18 protein-coding genes are annotated in these 19858 nt (G+C 71.5%); 9 read left to right on the top strand and 9 right to left on the bottom strand.

Annotation, left to right across the window (positions count from 1 at the left end; all coding sequences use genetic code 11):
* Positions 1–48: 48 nt before the first annotated feature.
* Entirely contained in the window at positions 49–960 is a 912-nt protein-coding gene (gene ypfJ / locus O7605_RS31050; RefSeq protein WP_269742513.1) for a KPN_02809 family neutral zinc metallopeptidase, read from the bottom strand.
* 232 nt (positions 961–1192) lie between these two features.
* On the opposite strand from ypfJ, the gene O7605_RS31045 reads away from it, so the two are divergent.
* The 4 genes from O7605_RS31045 (at position 1193) to O7605_RS31030 (ending at position 6084) form a co-directional block, all read left to right on the top strand.
* On the top strand, positions 1193–2797 hold the full coding sequence (locus tag O7605_RS31045) for an ABC-F family ATP-binding cassette domain-containing protein (protein ID WP_269742512.1): 1605 nt from the start codon (positions 1193–1195) through the stop codon (positions 2795–2797).
* Positions 2798–2943: 146 nt separating this feature from the next.
* Complete coding sequence (locus O7605_RS31040; protein WP_007072022.1) at positions 2944–3171, top strand: helix-turn-helix domain-containing protein; 228 nt, start codon at positions 2944–2946, stop codon at positions 3169–3171.
* A gap of 58 nt (positions 3172–3229) precedes the next feature.
* On the top strand, positions 3230–3997 hold the full coding sequence (locus tag O7605_RS31035; RefSeq protein ID WP_269742511.1) for an enoyl-CoA hydratase/isomerase family protein: 768 nt from the start codon (positions 3230–3232) through the stop codon (positions 3995–3997).
* A 110-nt stretch (positions 3998–4107) separates the two neighbouring features.
* The gene (locus O7605_RS31030) at positions 4108–6084 is read left to right on the top strand and encodes an ABC transporter ATP-binding protein (protein WP_269742792.1); all 1977 of its coding nucleotides are present in this window, start codon (positions 4108–4110) and stop codon (positions 6082–6084) included.
* Positions 6085–6105: 21 nt separating this feature from the next.
* Here O7605_RS31030 and mug read toward each other — a convergent pair whose 3' ends face one another.
* The 6 genes from mug to O7605_RS31000 all read right to left on the bottom strand — a co-directional run bounded on the left by mug (position 6106) and on the right by O7605_RS31000 (position 10495).
* Positions 6106–6654: a G/U mismatch-specific DNA glycosylase gene (mug, locus tag O7605_RS31025; RefSeq protein ID WP_269742510.1), complete on the bottom strand. Its 549-nt coding sequence runs from the start codon at positions 6652–6654 to the stop codon at positions 6106–6108.
* Positions 6655–6782: 128 nt separating this feature from the next.
* Positions 6783–7544, bottom strand: coding sequence for an SDR family oxidoreductase (locus tag O7605_RS31020; protein ID WP_269742509.1), 762 nt, complete (start codon positions 7542–7544; stop codon positions 6783–6785).
* A gap of 66 nt (positions 7545–7610) precedes the next feature.
* A complete protein-coding gene (locus O7605_RS31015; protein ID WP_269742508.1) occupies positions 7611–8096 on the bottom strand; it encodes a hypothetical protein in 486 nt (161 codons plus the stop codon).
* A complete protein-coding gene (locus tag O7605_RS31010; protein WP_269742507.1) occupies positions 8093–8911 on the bottom strand; it encodes a DUF692 domain-containing protein in 819 nt (272 codons plus the stop codon). The genes O7605_RS31015 and O7605_RS31010 overlap by 4 nt, the downstream gene beginning before the upstream one ends.
* Positions 8908–9819, bottom strand: coding sequence for a TIGR04222 domain-containing membrane protein (locus O7605_RS31005; protein WP_269742506.1), 912 nt, complete (start codon positions 9817–9819; stop codon positions 8908–8910). The genes O7605_RS31010 and O7605_RS31005 overlap by 4 nt, the downstream gene beginning before the upstream one ends.
* Before the next feature lie 103 nt (positions 9820–9922).
* Complete coding sequence (locus O7605_RS31000; RefSeq protein WP_093401424.1) at positions 9923–10495, bottom strand: TetR/AcrR family transcriptional regulator; 573 nt, start codon at positions 10493–10495, stop codon at positions 9923–9925.
* A 151-nt stretch (positions 10496–10646) separates the two neighbouring features.
* Here O7605_RS31000 and O7605_RS30995 point away from each other — a divergent pair, with 151 nt between their 5' ends.
* On the top strand, positions 10647–11291 hold the full coding sequence (locus O7605_RS30995) for an HAD family hydrolase (protein ID WP_164448269.1): 645 nt from the start codon (positions 10647–10649) through the stop codon (positions 11289–11291).
* 155 nt (positions 11292–11446) lie between these two features.
* Positions 11447–12379: a serine protein kinase RIO gene (locus tag O7605_RS30990; RefSeq protein WP_269742505.1), complete on the top strand. Its 933-nt coding sequence runs from the start codon at positions 11447–11449 to the stop codon at positions 12377–12379.
* 118 nt (positions 12380–12497) lie between these two features.
* Here the strand turns inward: O7605_RS30990 and O7605_RS30985 are convergent, their stop codons facing one another.
* A complete protein-coding gene (locus tag O7605_RS30985) occupies positions 12498–12746 on the bottom strand; it encodes a DUF2630 family protein (RefSeq protein WP_269742504.1) in 249 nt (82 codons plus the stop codon).
* A 410-nt stretch (positions 12747–13156) separates the two neighbouring features.
* Here O7605_RS30985 and O7605_RS30980 point away from each other — a divergent pair, with 410 nt between their 5' ends.
* The 3 genes from O7605_RS30980 to O7605_RS30970 all read left to right on the top strand — a co-directional run bounded on the left by O7605_RS30980 (position 13157) and on the right by O7605_RS30970 (position 16683).
* A complete protein-coding gene (locus O7605_RS30980; protein ID WP_269742503.1) occupies positions 13157–15544 on the top strand; it encodes a sensor histidine kinase in 2388 nt (795 codons plus the stop codon).
* A gap of 86 nt (positions 15545–15630) precedes the next feature.
* Positions 15631–16053: a roadblock/LC7 domain-containing protein gene (locus O7605_RS30975; protein WP_269742502.1), complete on the top strand. Its 423-nt coding sequence runs from the start codon at positions 15631–15633 to the stop codon at positions 16051–16053.
* Between the two features lie 30 nt (positions 16054–16083).
* Positions 16084–16683 (top strand): GTP-binding protein, encoded by a 600-nt coding sequence (locus tag O7605_RS30970; RefSeq protein WP_269742501.1) that lies wholly within the window; start codon positions 16084–16086, stop codon positions 16681–16683.
* 61 nt (positions 16684–16744) lie between these two features.
* Here the strand turns inward: O7605_RS30970 and O7605_RS30965 are convergent, their stop codons facing one another.
* Positions 16745–19600 (bottom strand): aconitate hydratase, encoded by a 2856-nt coding sequence (locus O7605_RS30965; RefSeq protein WP_269742500.1) that lies wholly within the window; start codon positions 19598–19600, stop codon positions 16745–16747.
* Positions 19601–19858 lie beyond the last annotated feature (258 nt).

The raw sequence follows: 19858 nt of genomic DNA, 5'->3' as shown, positions 1-19858 counted from the left end.
GGACGCGGGCCCCGCCGCCGGTGACCGGGCCCGCCGCGTCACACTGCGTCAGACCGCGCCGCTGAAGGTGTCGCAGGAGGCCGGGTCGCCGCTGTCGTAGCCCCGGTTGAACCACTGCTTGCGCTGCTCCGACGAGCCGTGGGTGAACTCCTCCGGGTTGACCGGCCGGTCGGCGCGCTTGGAGATGGCGTCGTCGCCGATGGCCTCGGCGGTGTCGATCGCCTCGGCGATGTCCCGCTCGGTGATGCTGGTGAAGATCTTCTGGCCGCTCTCGTCGGCCGTGCCGGTGGCGTTCTTCGCCCAGGCTCCGGCGTAGCAGTCGGCCTGCAACTCCAGGCGTACCGACAGGTCGTTGGCGTTGCCGGGGTCGCGCTGCTGCTGGCGGCGCACCTGCTCGTTGGTGCCGAGCAGGTTCTGCACGTGGTGGCCGTACTCGTGGGCCAGCACGTACGGCTGGGCGAACTCGCCCTCGGCGCCCAGTTGGGTGGCGAGCACCTCGTAGAAGGAGAGGTCGATGTAGACGAGCGAGTCGGCGGGGCAGTAGAACGGGCCGACCCCGGAGTCGGCCTGGCCGCAGGCGGTGTTGACGGCCTGGCTGAAGAAGACGGTGCGGGTCGGCCGGTACTGCTCGCCGAGGGACTGCGGCAGGGCGGTGCGCCAGTACGCCTGGATCGAGTTGACGTAGAGGGTGTTGCGGCAGTCGAGCTGCTCCAGCGCGTTCTCGGCGGCGCAGCGCTGCTCCAGCGCGGTGTTGTCGCCCTGCTCCGCGCCGCCGGTCATGGCGTTCAGGCCGAAGCCGCCACCGACGAGGGCCACCAGTACGGCGATGACGATGCCGACGATGCCGCCGCGCCCGCCGCCGATCGGGATGGGGATGCCCATCCCGCCGCCGCCTCCGCCGCTGCCTCGCCGGTCCTCCACCTGACTGGTGTCGATCCGTGCGTTCTCGTTCAGCTCCATGGTGACCCCGATCAGTGAGTGGCTCGTTAGCCGGAACCGGGTCCGGTCGGCGATCCGGTACCCGACGATCTTGCTCGGTAATCCGCGTGGGGTACCGCGGCGGGCCCGGTACACTTGGTGCCGTGCTGCGCTGCGAAGGCTGAACGCCCCGCGCCGACGGGTCTGGTGGATCCGCCGGCGCTTTCGTGTGCCCTGAGTCAGCCCTTCGGATCCCGAGAGCGAGTACCTGGAAATGATCACTGCCACCGGCCTGGAACTGCGCGCCGGCGCCCGGATCCTGCTGTCCGACACCACGCTGCGGGTGCAGCCCGGTGACCGGATCGGCCTGGTCGGGCGCAACGGCGCCGGCAAGACCACCACGCTGAAGGTGCTCGCCGGGGAGGGCCAGCCGTACGCCGGGCAGGTCGACCGGCGCAGCGCCGTCGGCTACCTGCCGCAGGACCCGCGGACCGGTGATCTGGACGTCACCGGCCGGGACCGGGTGCTCTCCGCTCGCGGCCTGGACGCCCTGATGGCCGGGATGAAGGAGCTGGAGGCGCGGCTCGCCGAGGACGCCGACGAGCGCCTGGTCCGTCGCTACGGCGCGCTGGAGGATCAGTTCGCCGCGCTCGGCGGGTACGCGGCCGAGGCCGAGGCGGCCCGCATCTGCGCCAACCTGGGGCTGCCCGAGCGGGCCCTGGCGCAGACCATCGGCACCCTTTCCGGCGGTCAGCGTCGCCGCATCGAGCTGGCCCGGATCCTGTTCCGGGACGCCGGCGAGAACGGCGGCGGCATCCTGCTGCTGGACGAGCCGACCAACCACCTCGACGCCGACTCGATCACCTGGTTGCGGGGTTTCCTCGCCAACCACAAGGGCGGTCTGATCGTGATCTCCCACGACGGTGACCTGCTGGAGTCGGTGGTCAACAAGGTGTGGTTCCTCGACGCCACCCGCAGCGTGGTCGACGTCTACAACCTGGGCTGGAAGGCGTACCTGGAGGCGCGCGAGACCGACGAGCGCCGTCGTCGCCGGGAGCGCGCCAACGCCGAGAAGAAGGCCGGCGCGCTGATGGCCCAGGCCGACAAGATGCGGGCCAAGGCCACCAAGACGGTCGCCGCGCAGAACATGGCCCGTCGCGCGGAACGGCTGATGTCCGGCCTGGAAGAGGTACGCGTCGCCGACAAGGTGGCGAAGGTGCGGTTCCCCGCACCGGCGCCGTGCGGCAAGACGCCGCTGACCGCGACCGGCCTGTCCAAGTCGTACGGCTCGTTGGAGATCTTCACCGACGTGAGTGTGGCGGTGGACCGGGGCTCCCGGGTGGCCATCCTCGGGCTCAACGGCGCCGGCAAGACCACTTTGTTGCGGATGCTCGGCGGCCTGCTGGAGCCGGACACCGGCGAGGTGCGCCCCGGTCACGGTCTGCGACTGGGCTACTACGCGCAGGAGCACGAGACGCTGGACGTGGAACGGACCGTGCTGGAGAACATGCGGGCGGCGGCGGTCGAGCAGACCGACACCGAGCTGCGGAAGATCCTGGGCGCCTTCCTCTTCTCCGGCGAGGACGTCGACAAGCCCGCCGGGGTGCTCTCCGGTGGCGAGAAGACCCGGTTGGCGCTGTCGACCCTGGTCTGTTCCGGTGCCAACGTGCTGCTGCTCGACGAGCCGACGAACAACCTGGACCCGGTGAGCCGGGAGCAGGTGCTCGACGCCATCGCCCGCTATCCGGGCGCGATCGTGCTGGTCACGCACGACCCGGGCGCGGTGCTCGCGCTCAAGCCGGACCGGGCGATCCTGCTGCCGGACGGCGACGAGGACGCCTGGAGCGACGACCTGCTGGAACTGGTCGAGCTGGCCTGAGTCGGCGGCGGCATCACCTATCGGGAAGCTGACACTGCATAGCGTGTCGGTTGGCGAATAGTTGATATCTGGCGCATGATCGTTCGAGACGGTCTAATAGGTGGGACCGTATCCGAACCGCACAGTCTGGGACGTGAGGACACAGCATGGCAGCCACTGGCACAGCCACCAGCACTGAGAAGGGTCGCCGGATCGTCGGAGCCGAGCGTCAGACGCTCGCGAAGGACCTCGTCAAGCGGTACACCGGAGGCGAGAGCATCCGGGCGCTCGCGGCCTCGACCGGGCGATCGTACGGGTTCATCCACCGCGTACTCACCGAGTCCGGGGTGCAGCTGCGGCAGCGCGGCGGCGCCCGGCGCCGCAAGAAGGCGTGACCCGCCCGTCAGCGTCGTCCAGCAGCACCGCCACCACCACCGCGACCCGGGCCGCCCGGTGACCGCCGAGGCGACCGGGGTCCGGCTGGAATGCGACGGGCCGGTTGCCACGGTCACCCTGTGCCGGCCCGACGTGCTCAACGCCCAGACGCCGACGATGTGGCGCGCGATGAGCGAATTCTCCCGGGAGCTTCCCGGTGACGTGCGCGTGGTCGTGGTACGCGGCGAGGGGCGGTCCTTCTCCGCCGGTCTCGACCTGACGGTGGCCGGTGCCTCCGGGCCGGGTTCCTTCGCCGAGCTGACCACCCTGCCGGAGCAGGAGTGCGCCGACCGGATCGCGGAATACCAGGGCGGGTTCACCTGGCTGCACCGCCCGGACGTCATCTCGGTCGCCGCCGTCCAGGGGCACGCCATCGGTGCCGGTTTCCAACTCGCCCTCGCCTGCGACCTGCGGGTGCTGGCCGAGGACGCGACGTTCGCCATGGCCGAGGTGACCTTGGGTCTGGTGCCCGACCTGGCCGGCACCAAGCGCCTGGTCGAGCTGGTCGGCTACGCCCGCGCGCTGGAGATCTGCACCACCGGACGGCGGATGGACGCCGTCGAGGCCGACCGGATCGGACTGGCCACGCTCGTGGTTCCCACCGCCGAGTTGGACGAGGCGGTGCGCGACCTGACCGCCGGGCTGCTCGCCCCCAGCCGGGACGCCGTTGTCGAGATCAAGGCCCTGCTCGCCGGCGCCGCCGGGCGTACCCACGCCGAGCAGCAGCGCGCCGAGCGGGAGGCGCAGACGCGCCGACTGCGGGATCTTGCCGGACGAGGCGAATAGTAAGGACCGTTCGGGAAGATCCGGGTTACTCGCGTGGTTGTCGTAGGCGTCGGGAGAATTGACCCGACGACGTACGACGTCCTTACCCGGAGGTGAGCGTGTCCAACCACATGGCCGCTGGCGGCATGGGCGGTTGGAGCATGCTCCGCTCGATGCGCAGCCAGGACGACATCTCCGCGCACCGACTCAAGCGCGGTGTCGCCCGTCGGATCGTCGCCTTCGCCCACCCCTACCGGCGCGACATCGTCGTCTTCCTGCTCACCGTGATCGTCGCCGCGGTGATCGGGGTGGCGACCCCGCTGCTGGCCGGCGACGTGATCGACGCGATCACCCGGGGTGGCGCCGAGGCCGGGGCGCTGGTGATCCGGCTGGCCCTGTTCATCGCCGCGCTCGCGGTCGCCGACGCTCTCCTGTCGCTGGCCCAACGGTGGTATTCGGCCCGCATCGGTGAAGGCATCATCCTCGACCTGCGTACCCGCGTCTACGACCACGTGCAGCGGATGCCGCTGCAGTTCTTCACCCGGACGCAGACCGGTGCGCTGGTCAGCCGGCTCAACAACGACGTGATGGGGGCCCAGCGGGCGTTCACCTCGACGTTGTCGGGCGTGGTCAGCAACGTGATCCAACTGGTCCTCACCGCCGTGGTGATGCTGACTCTCTCCTGGCAGATCACGGCGCTCTCCCTGGTCCTGCTGCCGGTGTTCATCATTCCGGCGCGCCGGGTGGGCCGGCGGCTGGCCGAGATCACCCGCGAGTCGTACAACCTCGACGCCAAGATGAACGCGACGATGACCGAGCGGTTCGGGGTGGCCGGCGCGTTGCTGGTGAAGCTCTTCGGTCGGCCCGACGCCGAGGCGGCCCGCTTCGCCGCCCGCGCCGAACGGGTCCGCGACATCGGCATCACCTCCGCGATGTACTCGCGGACCTTCTTCGTGGCCATGCTGCTGGTGGCCTCGCTGGCGCAGGCCCTGACCTACGGCCTCGGCGGCTGGCTCGCGGTCAGCGGCCAGGTCAGCGCCGGCACCGTGGTGACCCTCGCGTTGCTGCTCACCCGCCTCTACGGCCCGCTCACCGCGCTGAGCAACGTCCGAGTTGACGTGATGAGCGCGCTCGTCTCGTTCGACCGGGTCTTCGAGGTGCTCGACCTGCAGCCGGGCATCAAGGAACGGCCCGACGCGGTGCGGATCCCCGAGGGTGCCGGGACGGTCGAGTTCCGGGACGTCCGGTTCCGCTACCCGAGCGCCGCGGAGATCTCGCTCGCGTCGTTGGAGGAGGTCGCCGCGCTGGATCGTACGATCAACGAACCGGTGCTCAAGGGCGTGTCGTTCAGCGTCGAGCCGGGGCAGATGGTGGCGCTGGTCGGGCCCTCCGGTGCCGGCAAGTCCACGCTGTCCATGCTGATCTCCCGCATCTACGACGTCACCGACGGGCAGGTGCTCGTCGGCGGGGTCGATGTCCGCGATGCCCGGCTCGACTCGCTGCGCGACGAGATCGGCGTGGTCACCCAGGATTCGCACCTGTTCCACGAGACCATCGCGGAAAATCTGCGCTACGCGAAGCCGGACGCCACCGATGACGAGCTGTGGGCGGCGCTGGCCGGGGCGCAGGTCGCCGACCTGGTCAGGTCGCTGCCGGACGGGCTCGACACCACCGTCGGCGAGCGTGGATACCGCTTCTCCGGTGGCGAGAAGCAGCGCATCGCCATCGCCCGGCTGCTGCTCAAGGCACCGTCGATCGTGATCCTCGACGAGGCCACCGCCCACCTCGACTCGGAGAGCGAGGCGGCGGTGCAACGGGCGCTGTCGGTGGCGTTGACCGGGCGTACCGCCCTGGTGATCGCCCACCGCCTGTCCACCGTCCGGGACGCCGACCAGATCCTGGTCCTCGACGACGGCCGCATCGTGGAGCGGGGCCGCCACGACGAGCTGGTCGCGGTCGGTGGCCTCTACGCGGAGTTGTACCGCACCCAGTTCGCGGTGGCCGATTCGCCGAGTCCGTACGCCGACGCTACCGGGCCGGAACCGGTGGTCATTCCCACCCGGGAGTACATCGCCGACGAGGCCATGCCGCCCGCCGCCGCCAACTGAGGTCGCTGGTCCGTCCGCCGCTCACCCGAGGGTGGCGGCGTGGAGTTCGGCGAAGGCGGCACCGAGGGTCTGCGGGGTGAAGTGGGCGTTCAGGCCGCTGGGGTTGGGCAGCACCCAGAGCCGGGCGTCGGCCAGCTGTTCCGGTTGCGGCCCGAAGCCCGCCTTCGGCCGGGCGAAGCCGATCCGGTACGCCGTCACCCCGACCACCGCGACCCAGCGCGGCCGGTACCGGGCCACCTTGTCGGTGAGCTGCCGGGCGCCGTCGACAAGTTCGGCGGCGGTCAGCTCGTCGGCGCGAGCGCTGGCCCGGGCCACCATGTTGGTGATGCCGAGGCCGAGCGCCGGCAGGTCGTCCTGCTCGCTGGGGTGCAGCAGGCGGGGGGTGAACCCGCCCCGGTGCAGGGCCGGCCAGAACCGGTTGCCGGGGCGGGCGAAGTGCCACCCGGTCGCCGCCGACCAGAGCCCGGGGTTGATCCCGACGAACAGCACGTCCAGCCCGACGGCGATGAGGTCCGGGATGGTCCTGTCGGCCGCTGCGGCCAGTTCCTCCCGGCTCGGGCGCGGGTACACCCGTGGCTTCTCGGGCCCCGGCCGGGACGGATTGGTCGACCTGCCGTGGACGGCGGGCACCGGCCGCAGCGGGTTCGCTGACCTGCTGTGGGCGGCCCGCCGGTGGGGGCGGGGCGGCTGGCCGGCGGTCACAGGCCGCGCAGCGCGCCGCCGTCGACCGGCACGGTGACGCCGGTGAGGTAGCTGGCCGCGGGGGAGAGCACGAAGGCGGCGACCCGACCGAACTCAGCCGGGTCACCGATGCGGCGCAGCGGGATGGCGGCCTCCGCCTCGGCCCGGGCCCGTTCGGGGTCGCCGGTGGCGGCGAAGAGGTCCCGGTTGCGGTCGGTCAGCAGTCGACCCGGCAGCAGCCCGACCACCCGTACGCCGCGGGGGCCGTACTCGTCGGCGATGTCCTTGGCGACGCCGGCCAGGCCGGGCCGCAGGCCGTTGGAGATGCCCAGCCCGGGAACCGGGCCGCGTGCCGAGGTGGAGAGCACCAACGCGATGGCGCCGCCCTCGGGCAGTGCCGCGGCGACCGTCCGTACCATGCGGACGCTGCCGAGGAAGACGGTCTCGAAGGACTGCCGCCACTGCTCGTCGGCGACCGACGCGGCACTGCCGGCGGGCGGTCCACCGACGGAGACCAGGGCACCGTCGACGCGGCCGAAGTGGTCCTGTGCGGTGGTCAGCAGGCGTTCGGGTGTCGCCGGGTCCGCCAGGTCGGCGGTGACGCCGACCGCCCGGTCGGGCCCGCCGAGGCCGGTCACGGCGGCCTCCACCGGTTCGGCGTGCCGGGCGCAGAGCACCACCCGGGCGCCGTCGTTCACCAGGCACTGTGCGGTGGCGTACCCGAGCCCACGGGATGCGCCGGTGAGCACGTACACCCGATCGGTCAGTCCGAGATCCATGCCGACGATCCTGCCCCAGCCCGCCCGACGGGAAACAGGGGTGGTCCCGGGTCGTGGGTCGGGTTCTCAGGGGCGAGCCGGGCGCAGCAGGCGTACCCGACCGGCGACCTGGACGGCGAACGCGCTGCCGACCCGCCCGAGGGCGGGGGACCGGCGACGGCGCGGTGCCCGGTGCCCGTCGTACCGGAATTCCGCCTCCCGGACGGCCAGTTCCTCCGCACCCAGCGCCGGCAGGGCGGTGCGGGCGTGCAGCGCGCGAGCCAGGTCCCAGCCGTCGCGTAGTCCACCGCCGGTGGGTCGGCCGGCCGCCCACTCGATGAACACCGTCGGCCAGGCCGGGCCGAGCCCGGCGGCGAGCAGTGGCCAGTGCCGGGCGACCTCGCCGGCCCGCTTGCGCAGCAGGGCGGCGCGGGCGGCGGCCAACGGCCCGGGTGCGAAGCCGGACGGCGGTGCACCACCGGCCACCAGCGCCGCGACCAGTTCCGCCTGCCGCGAGGCCAGTGATCCGACCGCCCGGGCGGTCGGCTCGTCGGGTACCTCGGCCGGTGTCATGTGACCGCCGGGAAGCCGCAGGTCGTGGCCACGGCGTCGAGTTCGGTGCGTAGCTCGGCCGCCGGAGGATAGTGCCCGTCGCGTTCCAGCAGGGCTGCTGGCGGACGGTGTCGGGCGCACAGTTCGCCGAGCAGCTCCAGCACCTCCCGCCCGATCGGGTCGGTGTGCGTGTCGTGGTAGAAGCCGCCGTGCTCGGCGCCGCCCGCGACGTGCAGGTACGCCACCCGTTCCAGCGGCAGCCGGTCCAGTAGTGCCAGCGGGTCGGTGCCCCGGTTGCGGGCGTTGGCGTACACGTTGGCGACGTCGAGCAGCAGCAGCGCCGAGGTGCGGTCCAGGATCTCGGTGAGGAACGCCGCCTCGTCGAGTTCGTCGTCCGGCCAGTCGAACAGGGCGGCGATCGGCTCCAGCGCGATCGGCACCGGCAGCTCCGCCTGGGCGCGGACGATGTTGGCGCAGATCGCGTCGACCGCCTCGTGGGTGCGGGGCAGCGGCAGCAGGTGACCGGCCTCCAGCCCGCCGGCCCGGACGAAGGCGATGTGCTCGCTGACCAGGGGAGCCGCCAGCTGCTGCGCGACCGCCGCCAGGTGGGCCACCCGGGCCGGGTCGACCGGTTCCGCGCCGCCGAGGGAGAGCCGCACGCCGTGCGGTACGACCGTGACGCCCCGGTCGCGCAGTTCGACAAGATCGTCCGGTGGCGGTCCGGCGGCCGGTACCGATTCGGCGACCACCTCGACGAAGCGCAGGCCGGGCAGTTCGGCGACGAACCCGGAGATCTCCGGCCGCCAGCCGATGCCGACGCCGTGCGGAAGGTTCATCCGCCGCACCCGCCGCCACCGCAGCCCCCACCCCCACCGCAACCGCCGTCGCCTACTCCTGCGGTGCTGCCGCCACCGCACGCTGTGGTGGAGTTCGCACCGCTGGCCACGGCCTGGCGCTGGATCTCGGCCTGCTGGGCGAACGTCGGATCGAGGGCCCAGAGCGACGCGGTGCCGTAGAGAGCCACCGCCATGGCCGCCCCCGCCGCTCCGTAGGTGGCGTACGCCGGGTTCGAGGCGGGCGCGAGGTGTCGGTTGCGCTGGCGCAGCGTCCGGAGCGCGGTCTCGGCCGCTCGGGTCCGGCGGGGCACCCGGACGAGCAGCACGGTGGTCAGCGCGCCGAGCGCGAGGACGGTGAGTACCAGGTACCAGACCGGACGGTGGTTGGCGAGCCCGGCGACGATCCGGGCGACACCGAGCGCCAGCAGCGCGACCAGCAGCAGCGGACCGTGGCGCAACGCCGCCCGCCGGTCCGGGCCGATCGCCAGACCGCGTTGGTCGAGCCCGTCGCGCAGCTCGGTGAGGGCCCGCTCGACCCACTCGGTGCGCCGCAGGTCCCGGGCCAGGGTGCGCTGCGTCGCGGCGTAGTGGATGGCCCGGTCGAGTTGGGTGGCGGCGGGTGGCAGCGGACCGTCGGCGGTCAGCCGGTGGTCCGGGTGGACGCCGATCGCGCCCTGGGTGCGCAGCGTGCCCAGCGAGGTCCAGACGGCGAGGTCGTCGCCCCCGTTGAGGTAGGCGACCTGCTGTGGGCTCAGCTGGTTGGCCGGCGGAGCGGCATGCCCGCCCAGCAGCGCTCGGCGACGGATCAGCACGGCGGCGACGGCGATCACCGTGGCCAGCAGGTAGAGCGTGATGAAGGTGGGACTGGGAACTCCCCAGGTGTCGTAGTCGACTGCGAAACCCGTCATGGCCTGCTCCTGTCACGCGAGGGAACGCGGCTTCATTGTGGAGCGGCGACGCCAGCCTCCGGCTGCCCGGAGGGTCGAGTTATCTTCTCGTTACCTGCCGAGGTCAGCGCCGGCGTACCGCTTCCTCGACCAGGTCGAGCACCGCGCCCAGGTCACCGGCGGGTCGGCCCATGGCCAGGTGGAGCACCAAGCCGTCGTAGGCGAGTTCGAGAAAACGGGCCAGCACGTCGATGGGAATGTCCTCGCGGAGTACGCCGGCCTCACGTTGACGGGCCAGCCGGTCCCGGGTCGCCTCGGCGATGGCGGCCGACCGCTGCGCCCACCGGGTGGCGAAGGTGGGGTCGGTACGCAGCCGTCGCGACACCTCCAGTTGGCTGCCCAGCCATCCGGTGGTGTCCGGGGAGACCGCCCGGGCGAGCAGGTCCCGCATCACCTGGACCAGTCCGTTGCGGGCCACGGTCTCCACCATCGTGGCGGCGTCGTCCTCGGCGACGGCCAGGAAGAGCGAGTCCTTGTCCCGGAAGTGGTGGAAGATGGCGCCGCGGGAGAGGCCGGTGGCCTCCTCCAGCCGGCGCACGGTCGCGCCCTCGTAGCCGTGCCGGGCGAAGCAGGCCCGCGCGGCGGCGAGGATCTCCTGTCGGCGGGCGTCGAGCTGGTCCTGGCTTACTCTGGGCACGTGTCGATCGTGTCAGCTCCCCCTTGCTGACGCAAACCGTACGTACGGCTTGGTTCTCTGGCAGGCCGCGGACGGCGACGGTTCCCGACCGACACCACCGCGTAACCTTCCGCCCTGTCGGCGAGGCACCCGATTCCCGTAAGGTGCCCGAGTGCCGCTGCTCCTGCTGGACCTGGACAACACCCTGCTCGATCGGGCCGGGCCGTTCCGCACCTGGGCGCAGCGCTTCCTCGACGGCATCGGAGCGCCACCGCACGACATCGAGTGGCTGCTGTCCATCGACGCCGACGGGTTGACGGACCGCTGGGACGTGGCGGACGCGATCCGGGACCGCTACCGGTTGCGGATCCCCTCCATCGACCTGGTGGAGGAACTGCACGACGGAGTCGTCGAGTTCACCCGGCTGGATCCGCTGGTGGCGTGTGCCCTGCGGATCGCCGACGACGCCGGCTGGATGCCGGTGGTGGTGACCAACGGCGCGGTTCGGCAGCAGGACACCAAGATCCGCCGCACCGGGTTGGACCGGTACATCGCCGACTGGGTGATCTCCGAGGAGGCCGGGGTCAGCAAGCCCAACCCCCGCATCTTCGCGCTGGCCGCGCAGCGGGCCAGAATGCCGCTGCGCGGCGCCTGGGTGGTCGGGGACGGTCCGGAGGCGGACATCGGCGGAGCCACCGCCGTCGGCCTGCCCAGCATCTGGCTGCACCGGGGGCGGCCCTGGACCGACGCCCGCTTCGCGCCCACCGCGACGGTGGACACCGTGATCGCCGCCATCGCCGAGATCATGGGTGCCTGACTAATTCGGTTGACCAGGCGGGTACCGCCGACGAGCATGGTCCGCGCAGCGTGCGACCCGGGCGTGCGCCCGGACGAGGGAAGGAGGTCGGTCATGGCCGTCTTCGCAGGTCACTTCCTGCCTCCTGACAACTCGACCAAGGGATCACCCGCACCATGCGCGATCACGACTTCCCGGCGCCCGAGCGCCGGACCCGCGGCCGCCGCCGCTTCGACGACGACGAACCGCACTTCCTGAAGCGCGGCCGACCGACCGGCCCCGCTCCGACCGACCCCGACGAGCCTGACCCGGAGACCGACGAGACGTGGTCCTCCTGGGACGACGCCGTGCACGGTCCGCAACCGCACCCGCACTGGCTGGTCACCGAGCTGGCCGCGAAGGACACCGAACTCGGTGTGCTCAAGACCGGCAAGGAGGCCGACGTCCACCTGGTGCGCCGGGGCCTTCCCGGCACCGACCGCTTCTGCCTGCTGGCGGCGAAACGCTACCGGGATCCTCGGCACCGGCTGTTTCACCGGGACGCGGGATACCTCGAAGGGCGCCGGGTGCGCCGCTCGCGTGAGATGCGGGCGATGACCGGCCGGACCGCGTTCGGCCGGCAGATGATCGCCGGTCAGTGGGCGGCGGCGGAGTTCGCCGCCCTCAGCCGGCTCTGGGAGATCGGTGAGCGCTACGGCACGGTCACCGTGCCGTACCCGGTACAGCTGCGCGGCACCGAGCTGATGCTGGAGTTCCTCGGCGACCCTGAGGAGGGAACGGCCGCACCCCGGCTGGCCGAACTGCGCCCGTCGCCGGCCGATCTGCGTGACCTGTGGGGGCAGTTGGTCGACGCGCTTGTCGTCCTGGCCCGGGCCGGCTACGCGCACGGTGACCTGTCGCCGTACAACCTGCTGGTGCACGCGGGACGGTTGGCGCTGATCGACCTGCCGCAGGTGGTCGACGTCGTGGCCAACCCGCAGGGGCGGGAGTTCCTCGCCCGCGACGTTCGCATCGTCGCCACCTGGTTCGCCGCCCGGGGCCTGCCGGCGGATCTCGTGGACCCGACGGTGCTGACCGAGGTGCTGTGCCGCGAGGCCGGTCTGGCCTGACCAGCGGGCTCCGGGCGGTCACCGCCGCCCGGAGCCCGTCACGGTTACCGGAGCCCGACCGAGCCGGACCGGGTGGCGGGCGCCGCCGACCGGGCGGCGAGGTGCGGGTACGCGGCGCTCACTGCAGATACCGTTCGACCTCGGGCACGGGGCGGGCGCCCTGGGCCTCCGGATCGCCGTGGGCCTGCCGAGCGGCGCGGCGGCGGCGCAGCAGGTCCCAGCACTGGTCGAGGGATTCCTCCAGCTCGCGTAGCCGGGCGCGGGCCTCGTCGTCGGTGCCCGTCTCGTGTTCCTGCGCCTGTGCGCGCAGCCGGTGCTCCTCGTCGACCAGATCCGAGATCCGGCTCAGGATGGTCTTGTCGTCCATGTCCCTGAGCCTGGCACAGCGGGGCCGACCAGGGCCCGCATTCCCGTCGGCGAATCCCACGGACGGGCTCGCTGGCGCCGGCGAGCCCGTCCTCGCGACGGGCGGTGGCCAGTCGTCTCGGCCCGCGCGGTCCGGGTCGGGTCGGACGGACATGACGTAGATCACCCGGTCCCCGACGGGCGGGCCGAGGGGCCCCGGCGCCCGCGCGACGCAGCTCAGCGTACGGGCGGCGGTGCCGGTTGCCCGGCGCGGTCCGGTGCGCGTTCCGGGACACCGCACCAGGTCGACCACGGCATGATCACGAGCGCTTGAGTTGATCCGGTGACGTTGTTAGGTTGCGCCGGGGTCGGTGTGCTGTGTGCCTCACTCCTGACTGACCGGTCAACTAGCTCAGGGCCAGGGACGGTGTAATGGGTTCCCGCAGTAGGAGTCTGCGTACCAAGGTGGTGGCCCTGCTGGCCGCGCTTGTGGCGCTGTGGGGCTTCACTGCCTGGGTCACCGTCCGCGATGGAGTCGACCTGCTCGGTATGCGGGCACTCGACGTGCGGGTCTTCGACCCCACCGAGCCGCTGCTGCTGCAGTTGCAACTGGAACGGCGCACCTCGCTGGTCTACCTCGGACGGCCGAACGAGACGACGTTGGACGAGCTGACCCGGTTGCGCGCGCGCACCGACCAGTTGGCCGCCGAGTACGTCGAGTCGAGCGACCACTGGCAGGTCGGCCTGCTCGGCAGCGACGCGCTGCACGACCGCCTCGCCGAGTCGAAGCGGCAACTGGCCGCGTTACCCGACACGCGTGCCGCCGTCGACGGACGCAACATCGGCCGCGGCGTCACCGGGACGGCGTTCACCGAGCTGATCGAGTCGTTCTACGAGGTGTACGACGAACTCGGCAATGTCGACGACGACCAGATCGCCGACGACACCACCCAACTGATCCGGCTCAACCAGGCTCGGGAACTGCTGTCCCAGGAGGACGCTCTGCTGGCCGGCGTGCTCGCCGCCGGCCGGATAACCCCGGCCGAGCGGGCCGAGTTCACCCGGATCGTCGGTGCCCGGCAGTTCCTCGCCGAGCAGGCGGTCGTCCGGCTGCCCGATGCCGACCAGCGCCGCTACGAACAACTGGTCACCGGGACGAGCTTCCGGCGGCTGGCCGATCTGGAAACCCGGATCATGAACGGCACCGGCACCGCCCGACCGCCGTTCTCGACCTCGGACTGGTCGAATGTCACGGCTGCGGCGCTGATCGAGATCGGTGACATGGTGCTGGCCGGTGGGGACGACGTCGTCAGCAACGCCACCCCGGTCGCGATCGGCGTCATCGTCCGACTGGTCCTCGCCGCAGGCCTCGGTCTGCTCGTGGTCATCGCCGCGGTGGTCGTCTCGATCACCACGGCACGGGCTCGGGCGCGGCGGTGGCACCGACTGCGCGACGCGGCGCTCCAGTTCGCCGACGAACGGTTGCCGCGCGTTGCCGAGCGGCTCGGGCGCGGTGAGCAGGTGGACATCGCCGAGGAGGCACCGCCGCTGCGCCTCGGCGACGACGAGATCGGCCAGGTCGGCCGGGCCCTGGACGTGGTGCGGCAGACCGCCGTCCGCACCGCCGTCGAGCAGGCCGAGCTGCGTCGGGCCGCAGGCGAGGTGTTCCTGGGCCTGGCCCGGCGTACCCAGGCCCTGGTGCACCACCAGCTCACCCTGCTCGACGCGATGGAGCGGCGCGAGCACGACGCCGAGGAACTGGAAGACCTGTTCCGCGTCGACCACCTGGCCACCCGGGCGCGGCGCCACACGGAGAACCTGATCACCCTCGGCGGCGCCACCCCCGGCCGGGCCTGGCGCCGCGGCGTCCCGATGGTGGACGTGGTCCGGGGCGCGGTCGGTGAGGTCGAGGACTACCCCCGCGTCACGGTGCGCGAGATCGCCGATGTCTCGCTGGCCGGGCCGGCCGTCGGTGCGGTCATCCACCTGCTCGCCGAGCTGATCGAGAACGGAGTCACCTTCTCACCGCCGCACACAAGCGTCGAGGTCCGTGGTCAACCGGTCGCCAACGGCTTCGCCGTCGAGATCGAGGACCGCGGTCCGGGCATGACCGAGGCGGACCGCGCCGCCGCCAACCACCGGATCGGAGACGGTGGTGAGCTGACCCACGGCGACGCGTCCCGGCTGGGTCTCTACGTGGTGAGCCGGTTGGCCACCCGGCACGGCGTGCGGGTCCGGCTCAGGGAGTCGGCGTACGGCGGGACGACCGCCGTGGTGTTGATCCCGAGCGACCTGATCATCGGGGACGAGAGCGAGCCGAGCGTGCCGGGGAAGGCGTCGGCGACCGGCGCCGACGGATCCGGGCCGTCGACCGAACCCCGGGGCGGGCCGGCCCAATCCGCGGCGTTGAACGGACCGACGGTCCCGACCGGACTGCCGGTCACCACCGCGTCCGTCCACGGCTCGCCCTGGCAGCCGCGCCGGTCGGCGAATCCCGGGCCGAGCGCCGGTGCCGACCCTGCCGGTCAGCCAACCGAGCCGGGCCACCTCACGGCCAGCGGGATCGGGCTGACCCGCACCGAGTCGGGCCTGCCGGTCCGGGTACGGCAGGCGAGCCTGGCACCGGCGTTGCGAGCCGAGCCCGAGGCGGTGGCGGAGGGCGACGACACGATCCGGGAGCCGGAGCAGGTCCGGCGCATGATGAGTTCGTACCAGACCGGCACCCGGCGGGGACGCTCCGACGCCGCCCGGCTGCTCGGTGCTGGCGGTCGGCCCGGACCCGACGATGAGTCCGACGACGCCGATCAACAGGAGACCTGACCGAGGTGCGCTGCCCGGTGAGCCCGGGGAGAACGGTCAGGCCCAAGTGAGCCGGTGATGAGCCGGAGGAGAAGAGGGACGACGAAGTGGGGCAGAAGACGGCTTCGAGTGCCGACCTGACGTGGTTGCTGGACGATCTGGTAGGCCGGGTCAAGCAGGCCGAGCACGCGGTCGCGTTGTCCGCCGACGGTCTGCTGATGGCCTCCTCGCAGGGGCTCAGCCGCGACGACGGCGAGCATCTGGCGGCGATGGCCGCCGGCATCCAGAGCCTGGCCCGTGGCGCCGGCAAGCGGTTCGGTGGCGGACAGGTGCAGCAGACGATCATCGAGATGCAGTCGTCGTTCCTGTTCGTCACAGCCGCCGGCCGCAACGCCTGCCTGGCGGTGCTGGCCAGTGCGGACGCCGACGTCGGTCTGATCGCGTACGAGATGGCCATGCTGGTCACCCGGGTCGGCAAGTACGTCGCGTCACCGCCCCGCTCAGCCGAGCAGACCGGCGGGGAGCAGTAACCCTACCCAGCATCTTCGAGGCGGTTGTCAATGGAACACGGGCACTCTGACCGGCCGGCGGACGCGGCCACGCTGCCCACCGCGATCAAGATTCTGATCGCCGGCGGGTTCGGGGCGGGTAAGACCACCCTGGTCGGTGCGGTGAGTGAGACGCGTCCGCTGCGGACCGAGGAGGTGCTGACCGAATCCGGTGTGGGCATCGACGACCTGGAAGGCGTCGAGACGAAGCGGACCACCACCGTCGCGATGGACTTCGGTCGGATCACCATCAGCGACGACCTGGTGCTGTACCTGTTCGGCACCCCGGGTCAGGACCGGTTCTGGTTCGTCTGGGACGAGTTGGCCCTCGGGGCGATCGGCGCGGTGGTACTGGCCGACACTCGTCGGCTGGCCGACTGCTTCCCCTCCATCGACTACTTCGAGGGTCGGGGAACACCGTTCCTCGTCGCGGTCAACTGCTTCGAGGGGGCCCGCCGGTATCGGCTCGACGAGGTGCAGGCGGCGCTGAACCTCGACTCCGAGGTGCCGGTGCTGCTGTGCGACGCCCGGCAGCGGGAGTCGGTCAAGGAGGTGCTCATCATGCTCGTGGAGCACGCCATGAAGATCCGGGCGGCCCGTCGCACCGACTGACGGACCCCGCAGCACCGAGGGCTCCCACCCCGTCGGGGTGGGAGCCCTCACGGCATCGCGGTCAGCTGGCGATCATGCGGCGCAGCACGTACTGCAGGATGCCGCCGTGCCGGTAGTAGTCCGCCTCACCGGGGGTGTCGATCCGCACCACCGCGTCGAACTCCACCCCGCCGTCGGTGGTGACCTTCACCGTGCGCGGGGTGTCGCCGTCGTTGAGGGCGGTGACCCCGGAGATGGAGAACGTCTCGGTGCCGGTCAGCCCCAGCGACTCGGCGTTCTCCCCGGCGGGGAACTGCAACGGCAGCACGCCCATGCCGATCAGGTTGGAGCGGTGGATCCGCTCGTAGGACTCGGCGATGACGGCCTGCACCCCGAGCAGCATGGTGCCCTTGGCCGCCCAGTCCCGCGACGAGCCGGATCCGTACTCCTTGCCGGCCAGGATGACCAGCGGCACCCCCGCCTCCTGGTACGCCATGGAGGCGTCGTAGATCGAGGTCTGCTCCCCGGTCAGGTGGTTGACCGTGAAGCCGCCCTCCACCCCGGGAACCAACTGGTTACGCAGCCGGATGTTGGCGAAGGTGCCCCGGATCATCACCTCGTGGTTGCCCCGGCGGGAACCGTAGGAGTTGAACTCGTGGCGCGGCACGCCGTGCTCGGCGAGGTACTGCCCGGCCGGGGAGTCGGCCTTGATGGAGCCGGCCGGCGAGATGTGGTCGGTGGTCACCGAGTCGCCGAGCTTGGCCAGCACCCGGGCACCGGCGATGTCGGTCACCGGCTCCGGTTGCTGCCGCATGCCCTCGAAGTACGGGGGCTTGCGGACGTAGGTGGAGTCGCCGTCCCAGGCGAAGGTGTCCCCGGTCGGGGTCGGCAGGGACTGCCAGCGCTCGTCACCGGCGAAGACGTCGGCGTACGCGGAGCTGAAACCGGTGGCACCGATCGCGGAGGCGATCACGTCCTGGATCTCGGCGGTGCTCGGCCAGATGTCGCGCAGGAAGACCGGGTTGCCCTCGCTGTCCTCACCGAGCGGCTCGTTGGCCAGGTCGATGTCCATCGTGCCGGCCAGGGCGTACGCCACCACCAGCGGCGGGGACGCCAGGTAGTTCATCTTCACGTCCGGGTTGATCCGGCCCTCGAAGTTGCGGTTGCCGGAGAGCACCGAGACGACGGCGAGGTCGGCCTCGTTCACCCCGGCGGAGATCTCCTCCGGCAGCGGGCCGGAGTTGCCGATGCAGGTGGTGCAGCCGTAGCCGACCAGGTGGAAGCCGAGCTTCTCCAGGTACGGGGTGAGACCGGCCCGCTCGTAGTAGTCCATGACGACCTTGGAGCCCGGCGCGAGGGTGGTCTTCACCCACGGCTTGCGGTTCAGGCCCTTGTCGACGGCGTTGCGGGCGAGCAGCGCCGCACCGATCATCACCTGCGGGTTGGAGGTGTTGGTGCAGGAGGTGATCGCGGCGATCACCACGGCACCGTGGTCCAGCTCGAACTCGGTGCCGTCGGCGCCGGTGACCCGGATCGGGTTGCTGGCCCGGCCGCCCGAACCCACAGCGGCGTTCACCAGGTCGCGGGGCGCGTCGGCCGGGTCGTCGATGCCGTTGGCCGGGGAGTCGCTGGCCGGAAAGGACTCGGCGCTGGCCTCGTCGGCGTGGCCGGTCACGCCGTACGGCTGCTCCTGCTGCGGGACGCCCGGCTTGCGGCCCGGGTCGCCGCCGGTCTCGTCGGCGGACACGTAGTCGGTGAGCGCCGAGCGGAACAGGGTCTTGGCGTTGCCGAGCGGCACCCGGTCCTGCGGGCGCTTCGGTCCGGCGAGCGAGGGCTCGATGGTGCCCAGGTCGAGTTCCAACTGCTCGGAGTAGACCGGCTCGTGGTCCGGGTCGTGCCAGAGGCCCTGCTCCTTGGCGTACGCCTCGACCAGGGCGACCTGCTGCGGGTCACGGCCGGTCAACTCCAGGTAGCGGACGGTCTCGGCGTCGATCGGGAAGATCGCGACGGTGGAGCCGTACTCCGGGGACATGTTGCCGATGGTGGCCCGGTTGGCCAGCGGCACCGCGCCCACGCCGGGGCCGTAGAACTCGACGAACTTGCCGACCACGCCGTGCTTGCGCAGCATCTCGGTGATGGTCAGCACCAGGTCGGTGGCGGTGGTGCCGGCCGGCATCTCGCCGGAGAGCTTGAAACCGACGACCCGCGGGATCAGCATGCTGACCGGCTGGCCGAGCATGGCGGCCTCGGCCTCGATGCCGCCGACGCCCCAGCCCAGCACACCCAGGCCGTTGACCATGGTGGTGTGCGAGTCGGTGCCGACGACCGTGTCCGGGTACGCCTGGCCACCGCGCTCCATCACGGTGCGGGCCAGGTACTCGATGTTGACCTGGTGCACGATGCCGGTGCCCGGCGGGACCACCTTGAACTCGTTGAACGCGCTCTGGCCCCAGCGCAGGAACTGGTAGCGCTCCTTGTTGCGCGCGTACTCCAGCTCGACGTTGCGCTCGAAGGCGTCCTCGCGGCCGAACAGGTCGGCGATGACCGAGTGGTCGATGACCAGCTCGGCGGGGGCGAGCGGGTTCACCTTGGTCGGGTCACCACCCAGCTCGCGGACGGCCTCACGCATGGTGGCCAGGTCGACCACGCACGGTACGCCGGTGAAGTCCTGCATCAGCACCCGGGCCGGGGTGAACTGGATCTCGACGTTCGGGTCCGCGCTCGGGTCCCACGCACCGAGCTGACGGATGTGCTCGGCGGTGATGTTCGCGCCGTCCTCGGTCCGCAGCAGGTTCTCCAGCAGGATCTTCAGGCTGTAGGGGAGCCGTTCCTGGCCCTCCACCTTACTGATCTTGAAAATCTCGTAGCTCGCGTCTCCGACGCGTAGCTGGGTCTTCGCACCGAAGGTGTCGAGGCTCGCCACGTCGTACTCCTTCACACCAGCGACCGTGAGTAGTCCTGAGCAGTCTTTCGCACCGGCCGGAGCGCTGCCGTGCTTAGGCAACACTTACCGCCGATTCCTGCCGTCAACAAAACCGTACGTCCGTCTTGCTATTCGTGCAACCCGGTGTCACTGGGTGGACGGGAGGTGCCTGCTGCGGCCCGACCTCGACACCCTCGCCGCCTGGCTGAGAGCCGCGGGCTGGCACCCCGGGCAACCGGAGGCGACAACATCGGGGATGTTGCTGTGTCACGC

Source organism: Verrucosispora sp. WMMA2121, from assembly GCF_027460185.1.
Taxonomy (GTDB): Bacteria; Actinomycetota; Actinomycetes; order Mycobacteriales; family Micromonosporaceae; genus Micromonospora; species Micromonospora palythoicola.
The sequence above is the reverse complement of the archived record's forward strand: the minus strand, read 5'-3'. Positions and strand labels throughout refer to the sequence as shown.

Excerpts from the sequence above, each read along its gene's own strand:
- O7605_RS30980 (WP_269742503.1), top strand. The coding sequence starts at position 13,157 with ATGGGTTCCCGCAGTAGGAGTCTGCGTACCAAGGTGGTGGCCCTGCTG.
- O7605_RS30990 (WP_269742505.1), top strand. The coding sequence starts at position 11,447 with ATGCGCGATCACGACTTCCCGGCGCCCGAGCGCCGGACCCGCGGCCGC.
- O7605_RS30985 (WP_269742504.1), bottom strand. The coding sequence starts at position 12,746 with ATGGACGACAAGACCATCCTGAGCCGGATCTCGGATCTGGTCGACGAG.
- O7605_RS31045 (WP_269742512.1), top strand. The coding sequence starts at position 1,193 with ATGATCACTGCCACCGGCCTGGAACTGCGCGCCGGCGCCCGGATCCTG.
- ypfJ (WP_269742513.1), bottom strand. The coding sequence starts at position 960 with ATGGAGCTGAACGAGAACGCACGGATCGACACCAGTCAGGTGGAGGAC.
- O7605_RS31030 (WP_269742792.1), top strand. The coding sequence starts at position 4,108 with ATGGCCGCTGGCGGCATGGGCGGTTGGAGCATGCTCCGCTCGATGCGC.
- O7605_RS31020 (WP_269742509.1), bottom strand. The coding sequence starts at position 7,544 with ATGGATCTCGGACTGACCGATCGGGTGTACGTGCTCACCGGCGCATCC.
- O7605_RS31015 (WP_269742508.1), bottom strand. The coding sequence starts at position 8,096 with ATGACACCGGCCGAGGTACCCGACGAGCCGACCGCCCGGGCGGTCGGA.
- O7605_RS31040 (WP_007072022.1), top strand. The coding sequence starts at position 2,944 with ATGGCAGCCACTGGCACAGCCACCAGCACTGAGAAGGGTCGCCGGATC.
- O7605_RS31010 (WP_269742507.1), bottom strand. The coding sequence starts at position 8,911 with ATGAACCTTCCGCACGGCGTCGGCATCGGCTGGCGGCCGGAGATCTCC.
- O7605_RS30970 (WP_269742501.1), top strand. The coding sequence starts at position 16,084 with ATGGAACACGGGCACTCTGACCGGCCGGCGGACGCGGCCACGCTGCCC.
- O7605_RS31005 (WP_269742506.1), bottom strand. The coding sequence starts at position 9,819 with ATGACGGGTTTCGCAGTCGACTACGACACCTGGGGAGTTCCCAGTCCC.